The sequence below is a fragment of the Herbidospora sakaeratensis genome (assembly GCF_001570525.1).
In the GTDB taxonomy this organism is placed as follows: Bacteria; Actinomycetota; Actinomycetes; order Streptosporangiales; family Streptosporangiaceae; genus Herbidospora; species Herbidospora sakaeratensis.
On record NZ_BBXC01000011.1, the window covers coordinates 162,228 to 182,820 of the forward strand.

The following is a 20,593-nucleotide window of genomic DNA, read 5'->3' on the forward strand; positions in this document are numbered from 1 at the left end:
CCTCAGACTTCTTCCACGCTGCTCGGCTCGCGCCGGGACAGATCGATACCGAGCTCCTCCGCCGCGCGGAAGACGTCCTCGTCGGTGTCCCGCATCTCGATGGACATGCCGTCGCTGGAGAGCACCTCGACGTTCAGGCACAGCGACTGCATTTCCTTGATGAGGACCTTGAAGGACTCGGGGATGCCGGGCTCGGGGATGTTCTCGCCCTTGACGATGGCCTCGTAGACCTTGACTCGGCCGAGGACGTCGTCGGACTTGATGGTCAGCAGTTCCTGGAGGGCGTAGGCGGCGCCGTACGCCTCCAGCGCCCACACCTCCATCTCGCCGAAGCGCTGGCCACCGAACTGCGCCTTACCACCCAGCGGCTGCTGCGTGATCATGGAGTAGGGGCCGGTCGACCGAGCGTGGATCTTGTCGTCGACCAGGTGGAGCAGCTTCAGGATGTAGATGTAGCCGACCGAGATCGGGTGCGGGAACGGCTCGCCGGAGCGGCCGTCGAAGAGGCGGGCCTTGCCGTTCTCCTGGACCATCCGCGAACCGTCACGGTTCTTCAGGGTGCTGTTGAGGAGGCCGACGATCTCCTCCTCGTGGGCGCCGTCGAACACCGGCGTCGCGACCTTGGTCCAGGGCTTGATCTCGCCCATTTCCTTCTCGCGCAGCCGCTCGGCCCACGCCTCCTCGATGCCGGAGACGTCCCAGCCTCTGGCGGCGATCCACCCGAGGTGTGTCTCCAGCACCTGGCCGACGTTCATTCGGCCGGGCACGCCCAGCGGGTTGAGGACGATGTCGACCGGGGTGCCGTCTTCCAGGAACGGCATGTCCTCGACCGGAAGGATCTTGGAGATGACGCCCTTGTTGCCGTGGCGGCCGGCCAGCTTGTCGCCGTCGGTGATCTTACGCTTCTGGGCCACGTAGACGCGGACCAGCTCGTTGACGCCGGGGGGAAGCTCGTCGCCCTCCTCGCGGCTGAACACGCGGACGCCGATGACCTTGCCCGACTCGCCGTGGGGAACCTTCAGCGAGGTGTCGCGGACCTCGCGCGCCTTCTCACCGAAGATCGCGCGGAGCAGGCGCTCCTCGGGGGTCAGCTCGGTCTCACCCTTGGGGGTGACCTTTCCGACGAGGATGTCACCCGTGACCACTTCGGCGCCGATCCGGATGATGCCCCGCTCGTCGAGGTCGGCCAGGACCTCCTCGGAGACGTTCGGGATGTCCCGAGTGATCTCCTCCGGGCCGAGCTTGGTGTCGCGGGCGTCGACCTCGTGCTCCTCGATGTGGATCGAGGACAGGACGTCGTCCTGCACGAGGCGCTGCGACAGGATGATCGCGTCCTCGTAGTTGTGGCCCTCCCACGGCATGAACGCCACGAGCAGGTTCTTCCCGAGCGCCATCTCACCGGTGTCGGTGCAGGGGCCGTCGGCGATGACCTGACCCGACTCCACCCGGTCGCCCTCGGCGACGATGGGCTTCTGGTTGAAGCAGGTGCCCTGGTTGGACCGCTTGAACTTGGCGACCCGGTAGGTGGTGCGGGTGCCGTCGTCGTTCATCACGGTGACGTAGTCGGCCGAGACCTCCTCGACGACACCGGCCTTCTCGGCGCTGATGACGTCGCCGGCGTCGGTCGCCGCACGGTATTCCATGCCGGTGCCGACGAGCGGAGCCTCGCTCTTGAGCAGGGGCACCGACTGGCGCTGCATGTTCGAACCCATGAGCGCGCGGTTGGCGTCGTCGTGCTCGAGGAAGGGGATCATGGCGGTCGCGACCGACACCATCTGGCGCGGCGAGACGTCCATGTAGTCGACCTCGGACGGGTGCACGGCCTCGAACTCGCCGCCCTTGCGGCGGGCGAGCACGCGGTCTTCGGCGAAGCTGCCGTCGGTGTTCAGGCGCGTGTTGGCCTGGGCCACGACGTGGCGGTCCTCGACGTCTGCCGTCAGGTAGTCGACCTGGTCGGAGACCTTGCCGTCGACGACCTTGCGGTAGGGCGTCTCGACGAACCCGAAGGAGTTGATCCGGCCGAACGACGCGAGCGAGCCGATCAGGCCGATGTTCGGGCCTTCGGGCGTCTCGATCGGGCACATGCGGCCGTAGTGGGACGGGTGCACGTCACGGACCTCGAAGCCGGCCCGCTCACGCGACAGACCACCGGGACCGAGCGCCGACAGACGGCGCTTGTGGGTCAGGCCCGCGAGGGGGTTGGTCTGGTCCATGAACTGCGACAGCTGCGAGGTGCCGAAGAACTCCTTGATCGACGCCACGACCGGGCGGATGTTGATCAGGGTCTGCGGCGTGATCGCCTCGACGTCCTGGGTCGTCATGCGCTCGCGCACGACGCGCTCCATGCGGGCCAGGCCCAGGCGGACCTGGTTCTGGATCAGCTCGCCGACGGTGCGCAGGCGGCGGTTGCCGAAGTGGTCGATGTCGTCGATCTCGACGATGACCGAGCCGTTCTCGCCCATCGACTCCTCGCCGGCGTGGAGCCGGACGATGTACTCGATGGCGGCGACGACGTCGTCTTCGGTGAGGGTGCCCTGCGTGATCTCGGAGTCGCAGCCGAGCTTCTTATTGATCTTGTAACGGCCGACCTTCGCGAGGTCGTACCGCTTGGGGTTGAAGTAGAGGTTCTCGAGCAGCGCCTGCGCGGACTCCTTGGTCGGGGGCTCGCCCGGGCGCAGCTTGCGGTAGATGTCGAGCAGCGCGTCGTCCTGGCCGGAGGTGTGGTCCTTCTCCAGGGTGGCGCGCATCGACTCGTACTGGCCGAAGCGCTCCAGGATCTGGTCGGTCGTCCAGCCGAGCGCCTTGAGCAGGACCGTGACGGCCTGCTTGCGCTTGCGGTCGATGCGGACGCCGACGCTGTCGCGCTTGTCGATCTCGAACTCGAGCCAGGCGCCCCGGGAGGGGATGACCTTGGCGCCGTAGAGGTCCTTGTCGGACGTCTTGTCGACGGTGCGCTCGAAGTAGACACCGGGCGAACGGACCAGCTGGGACACCACGACACGCTCGGTGCCGTTGATGATGAAGGTGCCCTTCGAGGTCATGAGCGGGAAGTCGCCCATGAACACGGTCTGGCTCTTGATCTCACCGGTGGTGTTGTTGATGAACTCCGCCGTGACGAACATCGGGGCGGAGTAGGTCATGTCCTTGTCCTTGCACTCGTCGACCGAGTACTTGGGCGGCTCGAACCGGTGATCGCGGAACGAGAGGGACATGGTGCCGGAGAAGTCCTCGATGGGACTGATCTCCTCGAAGATCTCCTCGAGACCCGACTGGGCCGGCACATCGCGGCGGCCCGCCTGGCGGGCCGCCTCGACCCGGGCCTTCCACTTCTCGTTGCCGAGCAACCAGTCGAAGGACTCGGTCTGCAGAGCTAGTAGATCAGGAACTTCCAGAGGCTCCTGGATACGTGCGAACGACACGGTGCGGGGACCGGCGGGTACGGCGGAGGCGTTGCGCGAGGCTGCCAACAGATGTCCTTCCGAGGGCTCGCGGACTGACTACACGCACGCCAGACGACCAAGGAAAGCGAGGTTACTCAGAGAAACGGTCGTCAAAGGGCAGCGCAAAGGGGCAGTGTAGCCGATGGGCATACACCTGTCCACTCCGCTCTCGCTCTGCGCTCCACGTTGCTGGCAGCATCACCCGTCTGGGCTCAAACGTCAAGCCCGAGAGACGACATTTCGGCTAACCAATGGCCAGCACGCTGGGTTTTTCCCTTCCGTGAGACGACCGCCGGTTGCGAAGCCCTATCGACAACCCGCCGAGCCCAGTCGATACCCTGGACCCGAGTCCGCTAACGCTCTGTCACACGGAAGCCCCAACGATGACCGTTGATCGACCTTCCAACGCCCTGGACATTCCCTAGGCCACTCAAAGCAAAACCCAAACGTGACTAACAATTGGGTCTCGCGGCTCAGCGGATGGGCGTGTTGCCGATCAACGTCGAGAGCCCCGACACGAGCCAGCGACCGTCCGTAACCACCATGACCAGGCGCGCTCTGTTCTGTACGAGCCTCGCCGGCCCCCCTGTCTGGCTTGTCGAGGTGTTCAGGAAAACCAGCACTTTGACCCGCTCCGGGGTGGCCTCCTCGACCGCCACGGCGGCCACGGTGGCCTGCTGGACCTTCGACTGCCGGCGCACCTGCGGGATGAAGGTGCCCGCCAGGTTGGCGTAGTGCTCGGCCAGCGGGCCGGTGGCGTGGCTGCGGGCCCGCGCCAGATCGGCCTCGATGGTGCGGTGGTCGTAGGAGAGCATGTCGGCGGCGTACGCCCGCGCGGCCTGCGCGGCCTCCGCGGCCGCGGCCGAGGTGTCCTGGGTGCGTTTCAGGTCCAGATACAACCAGCCGAGCCCGCCCAGCGCCGCCACGGCCAGCACGACGAGCAGGGTGGTCAGCCGCAGCGCGCGCTGCACGACGGCCATCACGGCACCAGCTCCGCGTCGGCGACCAGCCAGCGGCCGTTCTCCTTCGCCAGATCCATGCGCCAGCGGTAGTAGCGGTCCTCGGGCTCGTCCTTCTCGCGCCCGGTGAAGTCGACGAGGACGTCGGCGACCACGAGCACCTGGGCGCGGTTCCCCTCGGGGTTCATCGACACCAGCCCGGCGCCCCGGAGCACCCCCGTCTGGAGCACCTTCTCCTTCATCACCGTCGCGCGGGCCGCGGCCTGCTCGCGTTCGTAGCGGGCCCGGGTCTCCCCCGTCGAGGTCGACAACACACCCCGGAAGGCGGTGTCGAAGGTGCGGTGGTCGAGCGACATCAGGCTGACGGCGTGGGTGGAGGCGGCCGACACGGCGGCGGCCTCGTCGGCCTGGCGGGCCAGGGCGTCGGCTCTGAGCGTCCAGACCCACCCGGCGGCGGCCCCCAGCACGAGGACGGCGGCCAGCAGGGCCAGGTTGAGGCGACGGGGTGCCTCACGGCGGATCCTGGCCACGGGGCGGATTCTATGTGGGCTTACCGCACCGGCGGCTCTAACGGATCAACTCGGTTGCGGAAATGCCGAAAGCGGCCCGCCCAGGCACCTGGAGCGGACCGCTTCGCGGGTTGTGCAGACTACTTGACGGTGACCTTGGCGCCGGCGCCCTCGAGGGCAGCCTTGGCCTTCTCCGCCTGCTCCTTGTTGACCTTGCCGTCGAAGACCGGCTTCGGAGCGCCGTCGACCAGGTCCTTGGCCTCCTTCAGGCCCAGGCTGGTGAGCGCGCGGATCTCCTTGATGACCTGGATCTTCTTGTCGCCGGCAGCCTCGAGGATGACGTCGAACTCGTCCTGCTCCTCGGCCTCTTCGGCCGGAGCGGCGCCGCCGGGGCCGGCGACGGCCACGGCCGCGACCGGGGCGGCGGCCTTGACGTCGAAGGTCTCCTCGAACAGCTTCACGAAGTCGGACAGCTCAAGGAGGGTCATCTCCTTGAAAGCGTCGAGCAGCTCGTCGGTGCTGAGCTTCGCCATGATGGTTCCTCCATAAGGATCGTGCTGAATAACGTGAAAAGGGACCGCGGTTTGCGCTTCCCCCCGCTCGCGCGGACCTGCTTACTCTCCGGACTCCTCGCGCTTCGCGCGCAGAGCCTCGGCCAGACGAGCCATCTGCGTGGGCAGCGCGGCGAAGGTGGCGGCAGCCGTCGACTGCTTGGCCTTCATGGCGCCGGCCAGCTTCGCGAGGAGAACCTCACGGGACTCGAGGTCAGCGAGCTTGGAGATCTCGGCGGGGGTCATCGACTTGCCGTCGACGACACCGCCCTTGATCACCAGAAGGGGGTTGGCCTTGGCGAACTCACGCAGACCCTTGGCGGCCTCCACCACGTCGCCCTTGACGAACGCGATCGCGGTCGGGCCGTAGAGCAGGTCGTCGAGGGCCGTGATCCCGGCGTTGTTCGCCGCGATCTTGGCCAGCGTGTTCTTCGCCACGGCGAACTTCGCATGCCCACCGAGAGAGACGCGCAGCTGCTTGAGCTGAGCGACGGTGAGCCCGCGGTATTCGGTCAGAACGGCGGCGCTGCTGCCATCGAACTCAGCCTTGAGTTCGTCGACCGCGCCGGCCTTCTCCGTCTTCGCCATGGGCCTCCTTCCAGATGTCGCCGCCGGAAGGGATGAAGGCCCCAAGAAAACGGACGAGCCCCGGGCGCAGGGCGCACGGGGCTCTCAGCAAGCTCCAGAAAGGCTTGGCAGAGGCTCTCAGTCACACCTGCGCGGGTCGCCCACAAACGTGGGACCTTCGGTCACCGGGATAGGCACCCGGAGACAACCGGCGGTCTTTGGCAGGACCAGAGTACGGTGTCAAGCCCGCAACACCAAATCAGCCGCCCACGGGCATGTTCTTGGGCAGGTCGCCGACCTGGTCGGCGGGCGGCGCGGCGATGCTGAGCTGCTCGTTGAACGACTTGAACAGCAGGGTGGCGGAGAAGCTGGCGCCCTGCTCGGCGCCATTGATGCCGATCTTGCGGGGCAGGCCCTCACCGTCGATCCAGGCGTCGAACTTCACGTTCTTCAGCTGGGAGAGCTGGCCCTTGACCCGCTCCTGCGTCTCCTTCGGCAGCAGCAGCACGGCCGCCTCGACCGGGAAGGTGCCGGCGTAGTGGGTCGTGTCGACGCCGTTGACCGACTCGGTGCCGACGGCCTTGACGTCCTTGGACGCGGTCAGCAGGGTGACGCTGGTCTTCAGGTCGATCTGCTGGGCCTGGTCGAGGAACTGGCCCGCGGCCTGGGCGTCGCCGAGCTGCTTCAGGTCGATCTTCACCCACGGCTTGTCGGTGCCGATCAGGGTCTTCAGCAGGTCCATCTTCACGTAGGCGACCTCGTCGGCCAGCACCACGCGCAGCCCGCCGGGCACGGTCTGACCGCCGAAGGACACCTGGCTGAGGGTCACGTCGGAGGCGAGGGTGGGCTTCTGCTGGAACAGCATGCTGCCCTGGACGGTGCCCTTCTGACCCTTGGGGTCGGCGAAGTCGAGCACGATGTCGGCGCTGTAGGAGTCGATCGAGTCGGCCTTCTGCGCCGTCTGCTGGATGGCCTCGGCGGCGGAGAGCTTGACGTCCCCCAGCGGCTGGGCAGTCGTGGTCCCGCAACCGGCCACCGCCAGGGCGGCGACGACCCCGGCGGCCACTAAGAATCTGCGCATCTTGTCAATCCCTTCGTCGGCCCGAGCCTACGTTGGGCCGTTCTGGAGCGCGGTCCTGTCCTCAGGATTCGCACAGAAAAGACACAACCCCCGTCCGGTACCCGGACGGGGGTCGTGTAGGCGCGAATCTTTAGGCGTCGATCTCGGTGGTCATCCCGCGGGTGACGTTGGGGTCGACCGGGATGCCGGGGCCCATCGACGTCGCGAAGGTGACCTTCTTGAGGTAGCGGCCCTTGGCGGCCGACGGCTTGAGACGCAGCACCTCGTCGAGGGCGGCGGCGTAGTTCTCGAGGAGCTGACGCTCGTCGAAGGACGCCTTGCCGATGATGAAGTGGAGGTTCGCGTGACGGTCCACGCGGAACTCGATCTTGCCGCCCTTGATGTCGGTGACGGCCTTGCCGACGGCCGGCGTGACGGTGCCGGTCTTCGGGTTGGGCATGAGGCCACGCGGACCGAGCACGCGGCCCAGGCGGCCGACCTTGCCCATGAGGTCGGGGGTGGCCACGACGGCGTCGAAGTCGAGGCGGCCCTTGGCGACCTCGTCGATCAGCTCGTCGGCGCCGACGATGTCGGCGCCCGCGGCGCGCGCCTCCTCGGCACGGTCACCGGTCGCGAAGACCAGGACCCGGGCGGTCTTACCGGTGCCGTGCGGGAGGTTGACGGTGCCGCGGACCATCTGGTCGGCCTTGCGCGGGTCGACACCCAGACGCAGGGCGACCTCGACGGTGGCGTCGAACTTCGTGGACGCGGTCTTCTTCGCCAGGCGGACCCCTTCGAGGGGGGCCAGCAGGGCGTCGCGGTCGACCTGAGCGGCCGCGTTCTTCCAGCTCTTGCTGCGCTTCACTGCGATCTCTCCTGAGAGGGAGTTCGTGGTACGGGCCGCGCTCGACCCTTCCACTGTGGTTGATTTGCCGTGCCTTCGGCACGGCGGCTCGGTCGCTTTTGATCCGGCTTCTTCCCTCGTCGCTCCGGGTCGCTACGCTCCCCTGCGCTCCTCAGTCCAGAAACCGGCGCTCCCTCGCGGGGACTACTCGGCGATCGTGATGCCCATCGAACGGGCGGTGCCGGCGATGATGCGCTCGGCCATCTCGATGTCGTTGGCGTTCAGGTCGGGCATCTTCTGCTCGGCGATGGCGCGCAGCTGCTCCTTGGAGAGCTGGCCGACCTTGGTCTTCAGCGGGTTGTTCGAGCCGCTCTTCAGACCGAGGGCCTTCTTGATCAGTTCGGGCGCCGGAGGCGTCTTGGTGACGAACTGGAAGGTGCGGTCTTCGAAGATGGTGATCTCGACGGGGATGATGTTGCCCCGCTGGGACTCCGTCGCAGCGTTGTACTGCTTGACGAACTCCATGATGTTGACGCCGTGGGGACCGAGGGCGGTACCGACCGGCGGGGCGGGGGTGGCCTGGCCAGCGGGAAGCTGGACCTTCACCAACGCCGCGATCTTCTTCTTGGGAGGCATGACTCTCTCCGGGTCCTGTTTCTTAACTTTGAGGCAGATTCATGACGCGAGCCACGGCCGGCCTTCGGCCGTCCGCGTCTCGCTTTGCGTTCCCCCGGCAGATCGGAGGGGGAACATGTCGGCGAGCCGCCCTTCGCGAAGGAGCGGCTCTAGCCGAACGTCTAATTGTAAGGGACCGCCTCAGATCTTCGAGACCTGGTTGAACGACAGCTCAACGGGGGTCTCGCGACCGAAGATCGACACCAGCACCTTGAGCTTCTGCGACTCGGGGCTGATCTCGCTCACCGAGGCCGGGAGCGTGGCGAACGGGCCGTCCATGACGGTGACCGACTCGCCGATCTCGAACTCGACGGTCGAGGCGGCCGACTTGGTGGCGGCCTTCTTGACCTCTTCGGTCGGCTCGGGAGCCAGCAGCTTGGCGACCTCGTCGAGGTTCAGCGGGCTGGGCTTGTTCGACAGGCCGACGAACCCGGTGACGCCCGGGGTGTTGCGGACCGCGGCCCACGACTCGTCGGTGAGCTCCATGCGGACCAGGACGTAGCCCGGCAGCACGCGCTCCTTGATCGGGGTCTTCTTGCCGCCCTTGAACTCGGTCACCGTGTGGGTCGGCACCTCGACCTGGAAGATGTAGTCCTCCATGTTGAGGCTGCCGGTGCGGCTCTCGATGTTCTGCTTCACGCGGTTCTCGTAGCCGGCGTAGGAGTGGATCACATACCACTCGCCGAGCTGACCGCGGAGCTGGCGCTTGAACTCCTCGACGGGGTCGACGTCGGGGAGGATGTCGCCGTCTTCGTCGACGTTCTCGTCGACCTCGGAGTCGGCGACGTCGGAAGCCTCAGCCTCGGTGGCCTCGTCGGCTTCCGCAGCGTCGTCAGCGGCCTCGTCGACCTCTTCAACGGCCTCGTCGTCCCACTCGTCGCGGGAGTCGTCGGCCTGCTGCGGTGACTCGGACACGATGGCTATTCCTCTTTCCGTCGGGTTTTACTGTGCTGGGCGGGTCAGGAACCGAAGACCGCCAGCACACCCTGCGTCAAAAGGAAGTCTAGTGCGGACACGATTCCGACCATGATCAGGCAGAAAACGAGGACCACGATGGTGTAGTTGATCAGCTCTTTGCGCGTCGGCCAGATGACCTTGCGGAGCTCCGCTACTGCCTGCCGATAGAAAAGGGCAGGGGTGGTGCGCTTGGCCTTCTTCTCGCCACTCGGCTTTTCCGGCTGAGCCGCGGCCTCGCCGCGCGTGTCGATCGCCACAGTCCTCACCTGATCCGTCGTGTCCATCGCAACCGGCGGCTCATACGCCCTTAGTGCGCGGACCGCACTCCGCAGGGCACGAGGGACTCGAACCCCCAACCGCCGGTTTTGGAGACCGGTGCGCTACCAATTGCGCTAGTGCCCTAAGCCGTGCACCACACTACAGGAGAACGGAGGCTTCCGTTCCCGCCGTTGTGGGCCACTAGACGTGGAAGTGTACGCAGGATCGGTCACTTCGTCGAACCAGTACGGCCGCGCAGGTCAACGGTACCGTCCGCATCGTGGAAATGGCGGGGCGGCCGGATACCGGTCTGAAAACATGTGCGCATGAGCCGAATCTCCGCGCGTGTCGCGGCCATCTCCGAGTCAGCCACCCTCGCCGTCGACGCCCGGGCGAAGGCGATGAAGGCCGCCGGCCGGCCCGTGATCGGCTTCGGCGCCGGCGAGCCCGACTTCCCGACGCCCGGCTACATCGTCGAGGCGGCCGTGGCGGCCTGCGCGGAAGACCGGTTCCACAAGTACACGCCGCCGGGCGGCCTGCCGGAGCTGAAGCAGGCCATCGCGGCCAAGACGCTGCGCGACTCCGGTTTCGAGGTCGACGCGGGCCGGGTGCTGGTCACCAACGGCGGCAAGCACGCCGTCTACGCGGTCTTCGCGACCCTGCTCGACCCCGGTGACGAGGTGCTGGTCGTGGCGCCCTACTGGACCACCTACCCCGAGGCGATCAAGCTGGCCGGGGGCGTCCAGGTCGACGTGGTCACCGACGAGGGCAGCGGCTACCTGGCGTCGGTGGAGCAGCTGGAGGCGGCCCGGACCGAGCGGACCAAGGCGCTGCTGTTCGTGTCGCCGTCGAACCCGACCGGGGCGGTCTACTCCCCCGAACAGGTCGAGGCGATCGGCCGCTGGGCGGTCGAGCACGACCTGTGGGTCGTCACCGACGAGATCTACGAGCATCTCGTGTACGGCTCCGCGAAGTTCACCAGCATCGCGACCGCCGTCCCCGAGCTGGCCGACAAGGTCGTGGTGCTCAACGGCGTGGCCAAGACGTACGCGATGACGGGCTGGCGGGTCGGCTGGCTCATCGGGCCCTCCGACGTGGTGAAGGCGGCCACCAACCTGCAGTCCCACTCGACGTCGAACGTGTCGAACGTGGCCCAGGCGGCGGCGCTGGCGGCCGTCTCGGGCGACCTGTCGGCGGTGGCCGAGATGCGGATCGCCTTCGACCGGCGGAGGCAGACGATCGTCCGGATGCTGAACGAGATCCCGGGCGTGGTCTGCCCCGAGCCGTTCGGGGCCTTCTACGTCTACCCGTCGGTCAAGGAGCTGATCGGCAAGGAGATCCGGGGCCGCCGGGCGGCGTCGTCGGTCGAGCTGGCCGAGCTGGTGCTGGAGGAGGCCGAGGTCGCGGTGGTGCCGGGCGAGGCGTTCGGCACGCCGGGCTACTTCCGGCTCTCCTACGCCCTGGGCGACGACGACCTCGCCGAAGGGGTCACCCGGCTGGGCAAGCTCTTCGGCGAGGCCCGCTAGCCGGGGACCACGATCCCCTCGACGACCGGCTCCAGTTCGGAGCCGACCGCCATGACCATGACGATCATGCCGGGACGGGGCACCCAGTAGAAGACCTCGATGCCCATCATCATGCCGTGGCGGCCCCATTTCCCGGCGATCTCCCGGGGCTCTCCCGCGCCGAACTCGTCCAGCGAGGCCGGGGTGTTCTCGATGTCGGCGCTCCGGTAGACGGAGACCGAGATTCCGTCGCCGCCGTCCACGAACGGTTTCCCTCCACCGGTGGACCAGAGGGCGGACACACCCGGGAAGTCGTCCTCGTCCGGGGGTTCGTCCGGCGCTCTGATCAGTCCGGGCGGCAGGTGGGTGACCTGCACGCCGTCGATGATCTGGTCGGCCGGCACGGCGCCCATGCCCGCCACCTGGGGCACGAGCCACCAGCCGGCGGCGGCCAGCACCGTGGCCAGGAGCGCGGCGAGGCGGGTTCGCCATCTGGTGCGGCGGGCCCGTTGTTCGACGCGTTCGGCCAGGTCGGGAGCGATCATCAGATCGGCCGTCTCGGCGGTCATGGCCGCCTTGAGGTCATGTTCCAGCACTGCTCACCTCCTCACCCAGCAGGGTGCGCAGGCGGGCCATGGCCTTGGCCGTCTGGCTCTTCACCGTGCCGGTGGAACAGCCGAGGATCTCGGCGGTCTGGCTCTCGGTCAGGTCCTCCCAGTAGCGCAGCACGATCACCGCGCGCTGGCGGGGCGGCAGGGCGCGCAGGCCGTCCATGAGCACGTGGCGCAGCACCACGTCGTCGGCGGGGGCCGGACGGTCGGGGGGCGATCCCGTGGGGATGATCCGCAGGATCGCCCGGCGTCTGGCCCGGCTGATGACGGTGTTGACGATGATGCGCCGCACGTAGGGCTCCGGATCGCGATCGTCGATCCGGGACCAGTTGCGGCAGGCCTTCTCCAGTGCGGCCTGCAGCACGTCTTCGGCCTCGTGGACGGACCCGCAGGTGAGGTACGCCGTCCGCAGCAGGGCGGTGCCCCGGGCGGCGACGAAGTCCGCGAATCCCGTCATGCCCTCACATACGCCTGACCGGGCGGGGAGGTTGCCCTACTTCTCCAGGCGGATGTGCTCGATCACCTTGGCGATCTCGGTGCGGGCGCGCTCCTCGCCGAGCGAGGCGCTGTAGTCGGGGCTGAACAGGACCTGGACCACCTGGTCGCCGGGCAGGTCGCGGCTGGCGGTCAGGGTCGAGCCGGCGCCGAAGTCGAGCTTCTCGCCACCCTCGCCGTAGTTGGAGACCCAGGTGCCGGGGGCGACCTGCTCGCCGTCGCGGCGCAGCAGGCTCTTGTCGACGCCGACGATCACCTGGATGGAGTACATGCCCTCCTCCAGGCCCGCGGTGACGTAGGGCACGGTGGCGGACTTCGGGCCGAAGCCGCCGACGTAGGAGTCGCCGCCCCACTTGACGCCCTCGGGGAGGTAGCCGACGTGGATGCCCATCCAGGTCAGGCCGTCGCCGAGGTCGCCCAGGTTCGGGTTGACGGGCTTGCCGTCCTGGGGCTCGGACTCGGGGGAGGCGGTCGGGCCGGGCACCCACGGGGTCTTGATCTGGACGAGCGCCTTCGGGTCGGCGACGGCGCCGGCCTCCGGGTTGGTCTGGATCACCTTCTCGCCCGCCACCAGGCCCTTGTCGTTCTCTCCCGGCGTCATGAGCATCGGGGTCAGGCCGGCCTGCTCCAGCAGCAGATACGCCTGCTTGGCGTTCATGCCGACCACGTCGGGCACCACGATGCCGGGCACCGCGATGGCGGGCGCCGAGGCGCCGGCCGCCGGTCCGGCCTGCGGGGTGGTGTTCGTCAGCACGACGGGCACGGTGACCGCGACGGCGGCGGTCACCAGGACGGCTCCGGCCGTACGGAACCGGACGAGCGAACGGCGCCGGCGGCGCCGGACGGCGCTGCCCATCGACGGCGGGGCGTAGACCTCGCCGACCTTGGCGCGCATCGCCTCTTTCAGTGCTTCCTCGACGTTCATGCGGGCACTCCTTCAACCATCGCTTCACGGATCCTGGCGAGCCCCCGCGCCGCCTGGCTCTTCACCGTGCCGACCGAACACCCCAGCAGGACGGCCGTCTCGGCCTCCGACTGGTCCTCCCAGTAGCGCAGCACCAGGACGGCCCGCATGCGGGCCGGCAGTTTGCGCAGCTCGGTCAGCATCGCTTCGCGAAGACCGAGGTCGGGACCCTCGACGGGGGTGTCGGGCGGCGCGGCGAAGGTGATCTCCTGGATCACGCGCCGGCGACGCGAGCGGGTGATGGCGCTGTTGACCACCACTTTCCTGGCGTAGGCCTCCGGGTTGTCGGCCCGGATGCGGGACCAGTGGCGGTAGACCTTTTCGAGCGCGCCCTGGACCAGATCCTCGGCGTCGTGGGCGCTGGCCCCGCAGACGAGGATCGCGGTGCGGAGCAGCGCCGTGCTGCGCGCGGCCACGAACTCGTCGAAGGCCGCTTCGTCTTCATCGGTCATGGGCTCCCCTTTCGCTCGTCCACAACGCGCGAAGCGGGTGAAGGGTTGAGTGCCGTTGCGGCAGGATATGGAGATGCGGCGCCCACTCGACAGACTCCCCAAGGCACATCTCCACCTGCACTTCACCGGCTCGATGCGCCATTCAACCCTCATCGAGCTCGCCCGCGAGCAGGGGGTCCACCTGCCCGACGCGCTGGTGCAGGACTGGCCGCCGCAACTGCACGCCACCGACGAACGCGGCTGGTTCCGGTTCCAGCGGCTCTACGACATCGCCCGGTCGGTGCTGCGGCGGCCCGCCGACGTCTACCGGCTGGTCCGCGAGGCGGCCGAGGACGAAGCCCGCGAGGGGTCGCGGTGGCTGGAGATCCAGGTCGACCCGTCGGGCTACGCCTCGAGGTTCGGCGGCCTGACCGAGACGCTGGAGCTGGCGCTCGACGCGGCCCGGTTGGCGTCTGCGGCGACGGGGGTCGGGGTCGCGGTGATCGTGGCGGCCAACCGCACCCGCCATCCGCTCGACGCCCGCACCCTCGCCCGGCTGGCCGCGCAGTACGCCGACAAGGGCGTCGTCGGGTTCGGGTTGTCCAACGACGAGCGGCGCGGCCGGGCCCGCGACTTCGACGCGGCGTTCCGGATCGCGAAGCGGGCCGGGCTGCTGGCGGTGCCCCACGGCGGCGAACTGCTGGGCGCGGCCTCGGTCGCCGAGTGCGTCGACGACCTGGGGGCCGACCGGGTCGGTCACGGCGTACGGGCGGCGGAGAGCCCCCGGCTGATGGAGCGGCTGGCCGACCGGCAGATCACCTGCGAGGTCTGCCCGTTGTCGAACGTGGGCCTGGGGGTGGCGCGGGGTCCGGAGGACGTACCGCTCAGAAGGCTTTTCGAGGCCGGGGTGCCGATCGCGCTGGGCGCCGACGACCCGCTGCTGTTCGGGGCCCGGCTGCTGCCGCAGTACGAGCTGGCCAGGGATGTGTACGGCTTCTCCGACGCCGAGCTGGCGGAGCTGGCCCGCCAGTCGATCAGGTCGTCGACGGCCCCCGAGCCGGTCCGCAAGGAGATCATCGCCGACATCGACGCCTGGCTGGCGACGCCCCTCGCGGGCTGAGGACCGCACCAGGTCAGCGGACCGACTCGGCGATTCGGCCAGCCTCCTGCAGGGTCGGGACGCCCTCCAGCCTGAGACCGACGCGGCCGAGCTGCCAGATCAGGGTCGGACCGGCCAGCCGGAGCGAGACCGGCGGCCCGCCGGTGCCGGGCAGGTACTCGATGCCGTGCTGCTGCGGGATCCAGACGCCCGACGTCGTGCCCAGCCAGGTCTGCTGAGGGAAGGGTTCGCCGAGTTCCTTGTGCCAGACCTCACGCAGGGTGCCGTCGTACTGGTCGAGGCGCACGCCGTCCCAGTACATGCTGACGACCTGACCCCCGTCGGCCACCGTGACCTCGTCGGGTTCGCCGAGCGCGGCCGGGACGACCAGCGGGAACGCCACCGCCGCACGGGCGTCGGCCAGCGCGGCGCTCGTCTCGGAGGGCAGCGGGGAGGGGGAACCCGAGGGCAGCGGCGCGGAGCCGCCGACCTCGATCTCCACCCCGGCGAACCGCAACACCCCGGCGACCGCCGCGCGGCCCTGCGGGGTGGCGGCGACCAGCACGACCAAGACGGCGGCCACGGCGGCGACCAGCCGTTTGGCAGTGAGACGGCGCTTGGGCGCGGGTTCCCGCAGGGCGGTCAGCACCCGGTCGGCCATCGCCTCGGGCGGCGGCGGCACGTGGAGGGACTCGCCCAGGGCACGGAGTTCGGCCTCGAAGGGGTCGTCAGAGGAGTTCACGGTCCACCTCCTCCCTCAGGCGTCGCAGGCCCCGGTGGGTGCGGCTCTTCACCGACCCGATCGGGCAGTCGAGGACCTCCGCCGTCTCCGCTTCGGACAACTGCAGGAAATACCGGCAGACCACCGCTTCGCGTTCCCGATCAGGCAGGGCCCGGACCGCCGCGAGCAGCCGGGCCGACCGGTCGCCCGCCACCGCCGTGTCCTGCGGATCTTCCGGGCCGCCGCCGTCGCGCACCGCTTCGAGCCGGACCGACAGGTCGGCCCGGCGGCCGCGCGAGCGGGTCGCGTTGTGGGTCTCGTTGGCCACGATGCGCAGCAACCACGGCCGGAAGGCCGAGTCGCGCCGGAACGACCTCAGATGACGATAGGCCTTGACGAACGCCTCCTGGACCACGTCCTCGGCCTCGTCGCCCGCGCCGAGCAGGAACGCCGTGCGGTGGGCGATCGCGGTGTAGCGGGTGACCAGCGCCTCGTAGGCGGTCAGGTCACCGGCGAGCGAACGGCCGACCGCTTCGTCGTCGGTCAGAGGGGGAGGGTCATCGGCATTCATCGGCGGGATGATTCCACCGCATCGCTCCGGAATTGGGAAGACCGCCCAGGGCGTATCCGACGCCGCCGTCGAGGGACATGCGGCGGCCCTCGGCGTACGCCTCCAGGAAATCGTGTTCGCCGAGGACGCGGCGGGTGCGCCGGTCGGTGCGGCCGCGCGACTCGACGAAGCCGGGCGGGGCGAAGTGGGTCGGCCCGAATTCGGCCCACAACCGCTCCCCCACGCCCAGCAGCCGGGCCGCGCGCACGGCGTCGCCCATCGCGACGGCGCAGGCGGCCAGGCGTTCGACCGCCATCGCGCCGCCCATCACGTCGCCCAGGCGCCAGATCGTGCGCAGGGAGGCGCGGGCGTAGCGGTCGGCGGTGACGGCGTCGCCCCGGCCGAGTTCGGCGGCGGCCCTGATCTGGTCGCCCATCGAGCGGGACCACTCCTCGCCGAGCGCCTCGCACGCGGCCCGCTGACCCTCCAGGACGATCACCGCCTCGTCGGGGTCGCCCCGGCCGATCAGGGCCAGCGCGAGCAGCGCCAGGGCCGACAGGCGGGCGACGTAGCGGCCGCCGACGCGGTCGAGGTGGTCGATGGCCTCCTCGGCGAGCAGGCGTACGGCGTCGAAGTCGCCCTGGAACAGGGCCAGGCTCGCGGCGCCGGTGCAGGCGTGGCCGATGGCGGCCGGGTCGTCCTGGGCGAGGGCGGCCTCGCGGGCCTGGGTGAGGCGGATGGCCATCTGGTCGTGGTCGCCCAGGGCGAAGGCGACGAAGGCGGCGGCCCACAGGGCGCGGGTGCGCTGGGGGCTGCCCGCGGTGTTACGTTCCAACGCCCGGTCGAGGTAGTGGCGGCCCTCGCGGGCGTGGCCGAGGCAGTACCAGACGAACCACAGGCGGCCCACCAGGTCGAGGCCGATCGGGCTGGCGATGCTCCGGTCGAGGGCCAGGCGCAGGTTCGGCATCTCGCCGCGCGCCCAGTCTGACCACGCCGCCTGGTTGGGGCCGCACCAGTCGGCCTCGGCGCGGCGGGCCAGCGCGACGTAGTGGTCGCGGTGGCGGAGCATCAGGTGCTCCTCCTCGCCGAGTTCGCGCAGCCACTCGCGGCCGTAGACGCGGACCGTCTCGAGCATGTGGAACCGTTCGCCGACGACGCACACGACCGACTTGTCGGCCAGTTTCGCCAGGGTGCCGGGCACGTTGGGCAGCCGGTCGTCGCCGCAGACGTACTGGGCCGCCTCGGTCTCGAACGACCCGGCGAACACCGACAACCGGGCCCACAACAATCTCTCCTCGGGAGTGCACAGTTCGTGGCTCCAGCCGACCGACGTCCGCAGCGCGGCGTGCCGGCCGGTGCGGCCCCGGTGGCCCGACAGCAGCGCGAACCGGTCGTCGAGCCGGTCGGCCAGTTCCTTGGGGGTCATCGAGCGCAACCGCCGGGCGGCCAGTTCGATGGCCAGCGGCAGGCCCTCCATCCGGTGGCAGAGGTCGGCGACCTCCTCGGTGGAGGTGAAGCCGGGGACGACGGCCGCGGCACGTTCGGCGAACAGGCGCAGCGCGTCGGTCTCGACGAGCGGGCGCACCCGGAAGACACGCTCGGCCGGATGACCGAGCGGCTGGCGGCTGGTCACCAGGAACCGGACGCCGGGCGCCTTCGCCAGCACCTGGCCGACCAGGGCGCGGGCGGGCCCGACGAGATGTTCGACCGTGTCGAGCACGATCAGCAGGCGGCTGTCGGCGAGGTGCGCGGCCAGCACCTCGCCCTGGGGACGGACCGACTGTTCCGGAAGGCCGAGCGCAGCGGAGACCGCGTGGGCGAGCAGATCGCCGTTGCGCTCGGCGGCCAATTCGGCCACCCGGACCGGCTCCAGGTGAACCCCGGCGTGGTGTGCCGCCGCACGGAATGCCAGACGCGTCTTCCCCACGCCGCCCGGACCGGTGAGCGTCACCACGGACGACTCGGTGATCAGTCGGCCGACCTCGGACAACTCCGCGTCTCGCCCGACGAAGGTACTGGTTTCCGCCGGAAGGTTCACGGCCGTCAGGGTTTCACGGCGCAATCACGTTTGCGGGGCGGTGGTGGATAATTCTCTACCTCGGGTGGAAATTTCTAACGCCCGGTCGAGTCCCATCCTCCGGCCGCGTGCCAGCTCGGTCTGATATGCCTCTTCGCCCAGTTCGAGCACCGCTCTTCTGGCGCATTCGTCGTGGGCGGCGGTGAAGTGGCGGGAGCCGTACAGAGGAGAGCCGACCGACTCCCAGACGACCGCCGCCGCGCCCTGCAGGAGCGCGCCGCCGGCGGCGTCGCCGGTGCCCACGAGCACCAGCGCGAGCAGTTCGACGTCGAGCACCGTGCCGATCAGATCGTTGAAGATCCTGCTGTACGTCAGCGACTCGCGCACCAGCCGCTCGGCCCCGGCGTGGTCGCCCGACCCCCACGCGAGATGGGCCTCGACGTAGCAAACGTAGGCGAGCACCCACCGCTCGCCGTGGTCTTCGCACAACCGCCGCACGTCGCGGCAGATCACCCCGGCCGGTTCGAGCCGCCCGGTGAACGCCTGGGCCATGGCCAGCTCGATCTTGCCCATCAGCACGTGGGTGTCGAGCAGCCCCATGTCCTCGTACTCGGCCAGGGCGTGCAGCAGCAGCGGGATCGCCCGGTCGAGCTCGTCGGCGAGCATCGCCAGCGCGCCCAGCCGCTGCACCGCGCGGGCCCGCGACCGGTCGTCACCGCGCTCGCGGCACTCGGCCAGCAGGGTGGTGGCCCTGGCGGTGTCGCCCATCATGATCGCTACATAGCCGGCCACCCACAACGCCTTGGCCCGCTCGGGCGTGGGCGAGGGGTCGGAGTCGAGCACCTGCTCCAGCCAGTGGCGGCCCTCGCCGAGATGGCCGCAGCAGACCCAGTAGAACCAGAGGGTGGCGGCCAGGTCGAGGCCGTCGCGCTCCTCGCCGGGGGTGGAGACGCAGAACTCCAGGGCGGCCCGGAAGTTGCCGTGCTCGGCGTTGGTGCGGGCGTAGATCTTCTGCTGGCCGGGCCCGAACCACTGCGACTCGCCACGCCGGGCCAGCCGCAGGTAGTGGTTCTTGTGCTTGCGGCGCAACCGGTCGGTCTCGTCGGGGCCGAGCCGGTGCAGCCATTCCTCGCCGTAGTCGCGCACGGTGTCGAGCAGCCGGTACTGCCCGCCGGCGCGGACCACGATCGACCGGTCGACCAGACTGCTGATCAGGCCGAGCAGGGCGTGGGCGGGCAGCGTGCGGTCGGCGCACACCTCCTCGGCGGCGGCCAGCCCGAACGACCCGGCGAACACCGACAGGCGCGCCCACAGCAGCCGCTCGGCCGGGGAGCACAACTCGTGGCTCAGCCCGATCGCGGCGCGCAGCCCGTCGAGCAGCCGGAACCGGTCGTCGAGCCGGCGCACCAGTTCCTCGACCGGGAACTCGGCCAGCCGCACGGCGGCCAGCTCGATCGCCAGCGGAATGCCGTCGAGCCGGTCGCAGAGCCCGGCGTCGTCGCCAACCACCCGCCCGGCCCGGTCGGACAGCAGTTCCAGCGCCTCTGTACGGTTCATCGGCGCCACCGCGAACAGGTGTTCTCCGGCCACGTCGAGCGGCTGCCTGCTGGTGACCAGCACCCGCAACCCGGGAGCGCCGCGCAGCAGCAGCTCGGCCAGCTTGGCGCAGGCGTCGACGAGCCGGTCGGCGCCGTCGAGCACCAGCAGCGCCCGCCGCTCGGCCAGATGGGCGGTCAGCACCTCGTCGGCCGGCCGGGTGGTGCGGTCGGTCAGCCGCATCGCGTCGGCGACGGCGTGGCTGAGCAGATCGGGCTCGCCCACTTTGGCGAGGTCGGCGACGAACACGCCGTCGGGGAAACCGGCCTGCGCCACGGCCGCGACCCGGCCCGCGAGCCGGGACTTGCCGACGCCGCCCACACCGGTGAGCGTCACCAGGCGGGAGACCTCGAGCAGGCGCGCGATCTCGGTGATCTCCGGCTCCCGGCCGATGAAACTGGTCACCTCGGCACGCATTGACGAATCGTAACTCTTTGCCTTCCTCCGGCCCTAGAGGGACCGAATTCCCGCCACCCGCATGGACGAGTCTCGACGGGTTCCTGCTATAGGACGCCGCGCCGGTACGAGTACCGGTCTGACCTGCGCTCCACAGCCTGTCACCGCCAGGTCCTCCACCGCGACCGCTTGGTTCTCGCGGATCAGATCAGTGGAGAGGACGACGAAGGATACGAAGTACCGTCCTTCGGCGCGGGCCTCCTCACGGGCGCGCAGCCCGTCGTCGAAGACGGTGCGAGCACACCCGAACGCCCTCGCCGGCGCATCACGCTGACCTGGGGTCGGGTGCGGGCGGAAGCCGTATCGAAGCCGCACGGCGGCGAGATTA

At 69.5% G+C, this 20,593-nt stretch carries 21 protein-coding genes and 1 tRNA gene; 2 read left to right on the plus strand and 20 right to left on the minus strand.

Going from position 1 to position 20,593, the window contains the following annotated elements:
* Positions 1-2: 2 nt before the first annotated feature.
* The 11 genes from rpoB to AW271_RS16820 form a co-directional block, all read right to left on the minus strand.
* Positions 3-3,467 (minus strand): DNA-directed RNA polymerase subunit beta, encoded by a 3,465-nt coding sequence (rpoB, locus tag AW271_RS16770; RefSeq protein ID WP_062337787.1) that lies wholly within the window; start codon positions 3,465-3,467, stop codon positions 3-5.
* A 446-nt stretch (positions 3,468-3,913) separates the two neighbouring features.
* Entirely contained in the window at positions 3,914-4,420 is a 507-nt protein-coding gene (locus AW271_RS16775; RefSeq protein WP_062338556.1) for an Rv1363c family protein, read from the minus strand.
* A complete protein-coding gene (locus tag AW271_RS16780) occupies positions 4,420-4,929 on the minus strand; it encodes an Rv1363c family protein (RefSeq protein WP_062337789.1) in 510 nt (169 codons plus the stop codon). The genes AW271_RS16775 and AW271_RS16780 overlap by 1 nt, the downstream gene beginning before the upstream one ends.
* 119 nt (positions 4,930-5,048) lie before the next feature.
* Positions 5,049-5,441, minus strand: coding sequence for a 50S ribosomal protein L7/L12 (rplL, locus tag AW271_RS16785; RefSeq protein WP_062337791.1), 393 nt, complete (start codon positions 5,439-5,441; stop codon positions 5,049-5,051).
* Positions 5,442-5,522: 81 nt separating this feature from the next.
* Positions 5,523-6,047, minus strand: coding sequence for a 50S ribosomal protein L10 (gene rplJ, locus AW271_RS16790; protein WP_062337793.1), 525 nt, complete (start codon positions 6,045-6,047; stop codon positions 5,523-5,525).
* Between the two features lie 238 nt (positions 6,048-6,285).
* On the minus strand, positions 6,286-7,107 hold the full coding sequence (locus AW271_RS16795) for an SCO4651 family lipoprotein (protein WP_062337796.1): 822 nt from the start codon (positions 7,105-7,107) through the stop codon (positions 6,286-6,288).
* A 130-nt stretch (positions 7,108-7,237) separates the two neighbouring features.
* Entirely contained in the window at positions 7,238-7,951 is a 714-nt protein-coding gene (rplA, locus tag AW271_RS16800; protein ID WP_062337798.1) for a 50S ribosomal protein L1, read from the minus strand.
* Between the two features lie 183 nt (positions 7,952-8,134).
* Entirely contained in the window at positions 8,135-8,566 is a 432-nt protein-coding gene (gene rplK / locus AW271_RS16805; RefSeq protein ID WP_030451515.1) for a 50S ribosomal protein L11, read from the minus strand.
* Between the two features lie 180 nt (positions 8,567-8,746).
* Positions 8,747-9,520, minus strand: coding sequence for a transcription termination/antitermination protein NusG (nusG, locus tag AW271_RS16810; RefSeq protein ID WP_062337800.1), 774 nt, complete (start codon positions 9,518-9,520; stop codon positions 8,747-8,749).
* A 44-nt stretch (positions 9,521-9,564) separates the two neighbouring features.
* Positions 9,565-9,819: a preprotein translocase subunit SecE gene (gene secE, locus AW271_RS16815; protein ID WP_030451517.1), complete on the minus strand. Its 255-nt coding sequence runs from the start codon at positions 9,817-9,819 to the stop codon at positions 9,565-9,567.
* A gap of 72 nt (positions 9,820-9,891) precedes the next feature.
* Positions 9,892-9,964: transfer RNA gene (locus AW271_RS16820), tRNA-Trp, on the minus strand.
* A gap of 182 nt (positions 9,965-10,146) precedes the next feature.
* Here AW271_RS16820 and AW271_RS16825 point away from each other — a divergent pair.
* The gene (locus AW271_RS16825; RefSeq protein ID WP_062337802.1) at positions 10,147-11,346 is read left to right on the plus strand and encodes a pyridoxal phosphate-dependent aminotransferase; all 1,200 of its coding nucleotides are present in this window, start codon (positions 10,147-10,149) and stop codon (positions 11,344-11,346) included.
* On the opposite strand, the gene AW271_RS16830 is transcribed toward AW271_RS16825, so the two are convergent.
* Genes AW271_RS16830 through AW271_RS16845 form a run of 4 tightly spaced genes read right to left on the minus strand, consistent with a single transcriptional unit; the run spans position 11,343 to position 13,847 of the window.
* A complete protein-coding gene (locus tag AW271_RS16830; protein WP_062337804.1) occupies positions 11,343-11,921 on the minus strand; it encodes a hypothetical protein in 579 nt (192 codons plus the stop codon). The genes AW271_RS16825 and AW271_RS16830 overlap by 4 nt on opposite strands.
* Entirely contained in the window at positions 11,908-12,393 is a 486-nt protein-coding gene (locus AW271_RS16835; protein WP_062337806.1) for a SigE family RNA polymerase sigma factor, read from the minus strand. Before AW271_RS16835 ends, AW271_RS16830 begins: the two co-directional genes overlap by 14 nt.
* Positions 12,394-12,429: 36 nt before the next feature.
* Positions 12,430-13,356, minus strand: a complete 927-nt coding sequence (locus AW271_RS16840) for a PASTA domain-containing protein (RefSeq protein ID WP_062337808.1) — start codon at positions 13,354-13,356, stop codon at positions 12,430-12,432.
* A complete protein-coding gene (locus AW271_RS16845; protein ID WP_062337810.1) occupies positions 13,353-13,847 on the minus strand; it encodes a SigE family RNA polymerase sigma factor in 495 nt (164 codons plus the stop codon). The genes AW271_RS16840 and AW271_RS16845 overlap by 4 nt, the downstream gene beginning before the upstream one ends.
* A 73-nt stretch (positions 13,848-13,920) precedes the next feature.
* Between AW271_RS16845 and AW271_RS16850 the strand changes: the two genes are divergently transcribed.
* Positions 13,921-14,946 (plus strand): adenosine deaminase, encoded by a 1,026-nt coding sequence (locus tag AW271_RS16850; protein WP_062338558.1) that lies wholly within the window; start codon positions 13,921-13,923, stop codon positions 14,944-14,946.
* 13 nt (positions 14,947-14,959) lie between these two features.
* Here AW271_RS16850 and AW271_RS16855 read toward each other — a convergent pair whose 3' ends face one another.
* The 5 genes from AW271_RS16855 to AW271_RS43135 are packed head-to-tail and all read right to left on the minus strand — an operon-like array spanning position 14,960 to position 20,580.
* A complete protein-coding gene (locus AW271_RS16855) occupies positions 14,960-15,667 on the minus strand; it encodes a hypothetical protein (RefSeq protein ID WP_062337812.1) in 708 nt (235 codons plus the stop codon).
* The gene (locus AW271_RS16860; protein WP_062337814.1) at positions 15,654-16,217 is read right to left on the minus strand and encodes an RNA polymerase sigma factor; all 564 of its coding nucleotides are present in this window, start codon (positions 16,215-16,217) and stop codon (positions 15,654-15,656) included. Before AW271_RS16860 ends, AW271_RS16855 begins: the two co-directional genes overlap by 14 nt.
* Positions 16,204-18,234: an ATP-binding protein gene (locus AW271_RS16865; protein WP_169806355.1), complete on the minus strand. Its 2,031-nt coding sequence runs from the start codon at positions 18,232-18,234 to the stop codon at positions 16,204-16,206. The genes AW271_RS16860 and AW271_RS16865 overlap by 14 nt, the downstream gene beginning before the upstream one ends.
* A 24-nt stretch (positions 18,235-18,258) precedes the next feature.
* On the minus strand, positions 18,259-20,226 hold the full coding sequence (locus AW271_RS16870) for an ATP-binding protein (protein ID WP_062337818.1): 1,968 nt from the start codon (positions 20,224-20,226) through the stop codon (positions 18,259-18,261).
* 33 nt (positions 20,227-20,259) lie between these two features.
* A complete protein-coding gene (locus AW271_RS43135; RefSeq protein WP_369408419.1) occupies positions 20,260-20,580 on the minus strand; it encodes a helix-turn-helix domain-containing protein in 321 nt (106 codons plus the stop codon).
* Between the last annotated feature and the right edge of the window lie 13 nt (positions 20,581-20,593).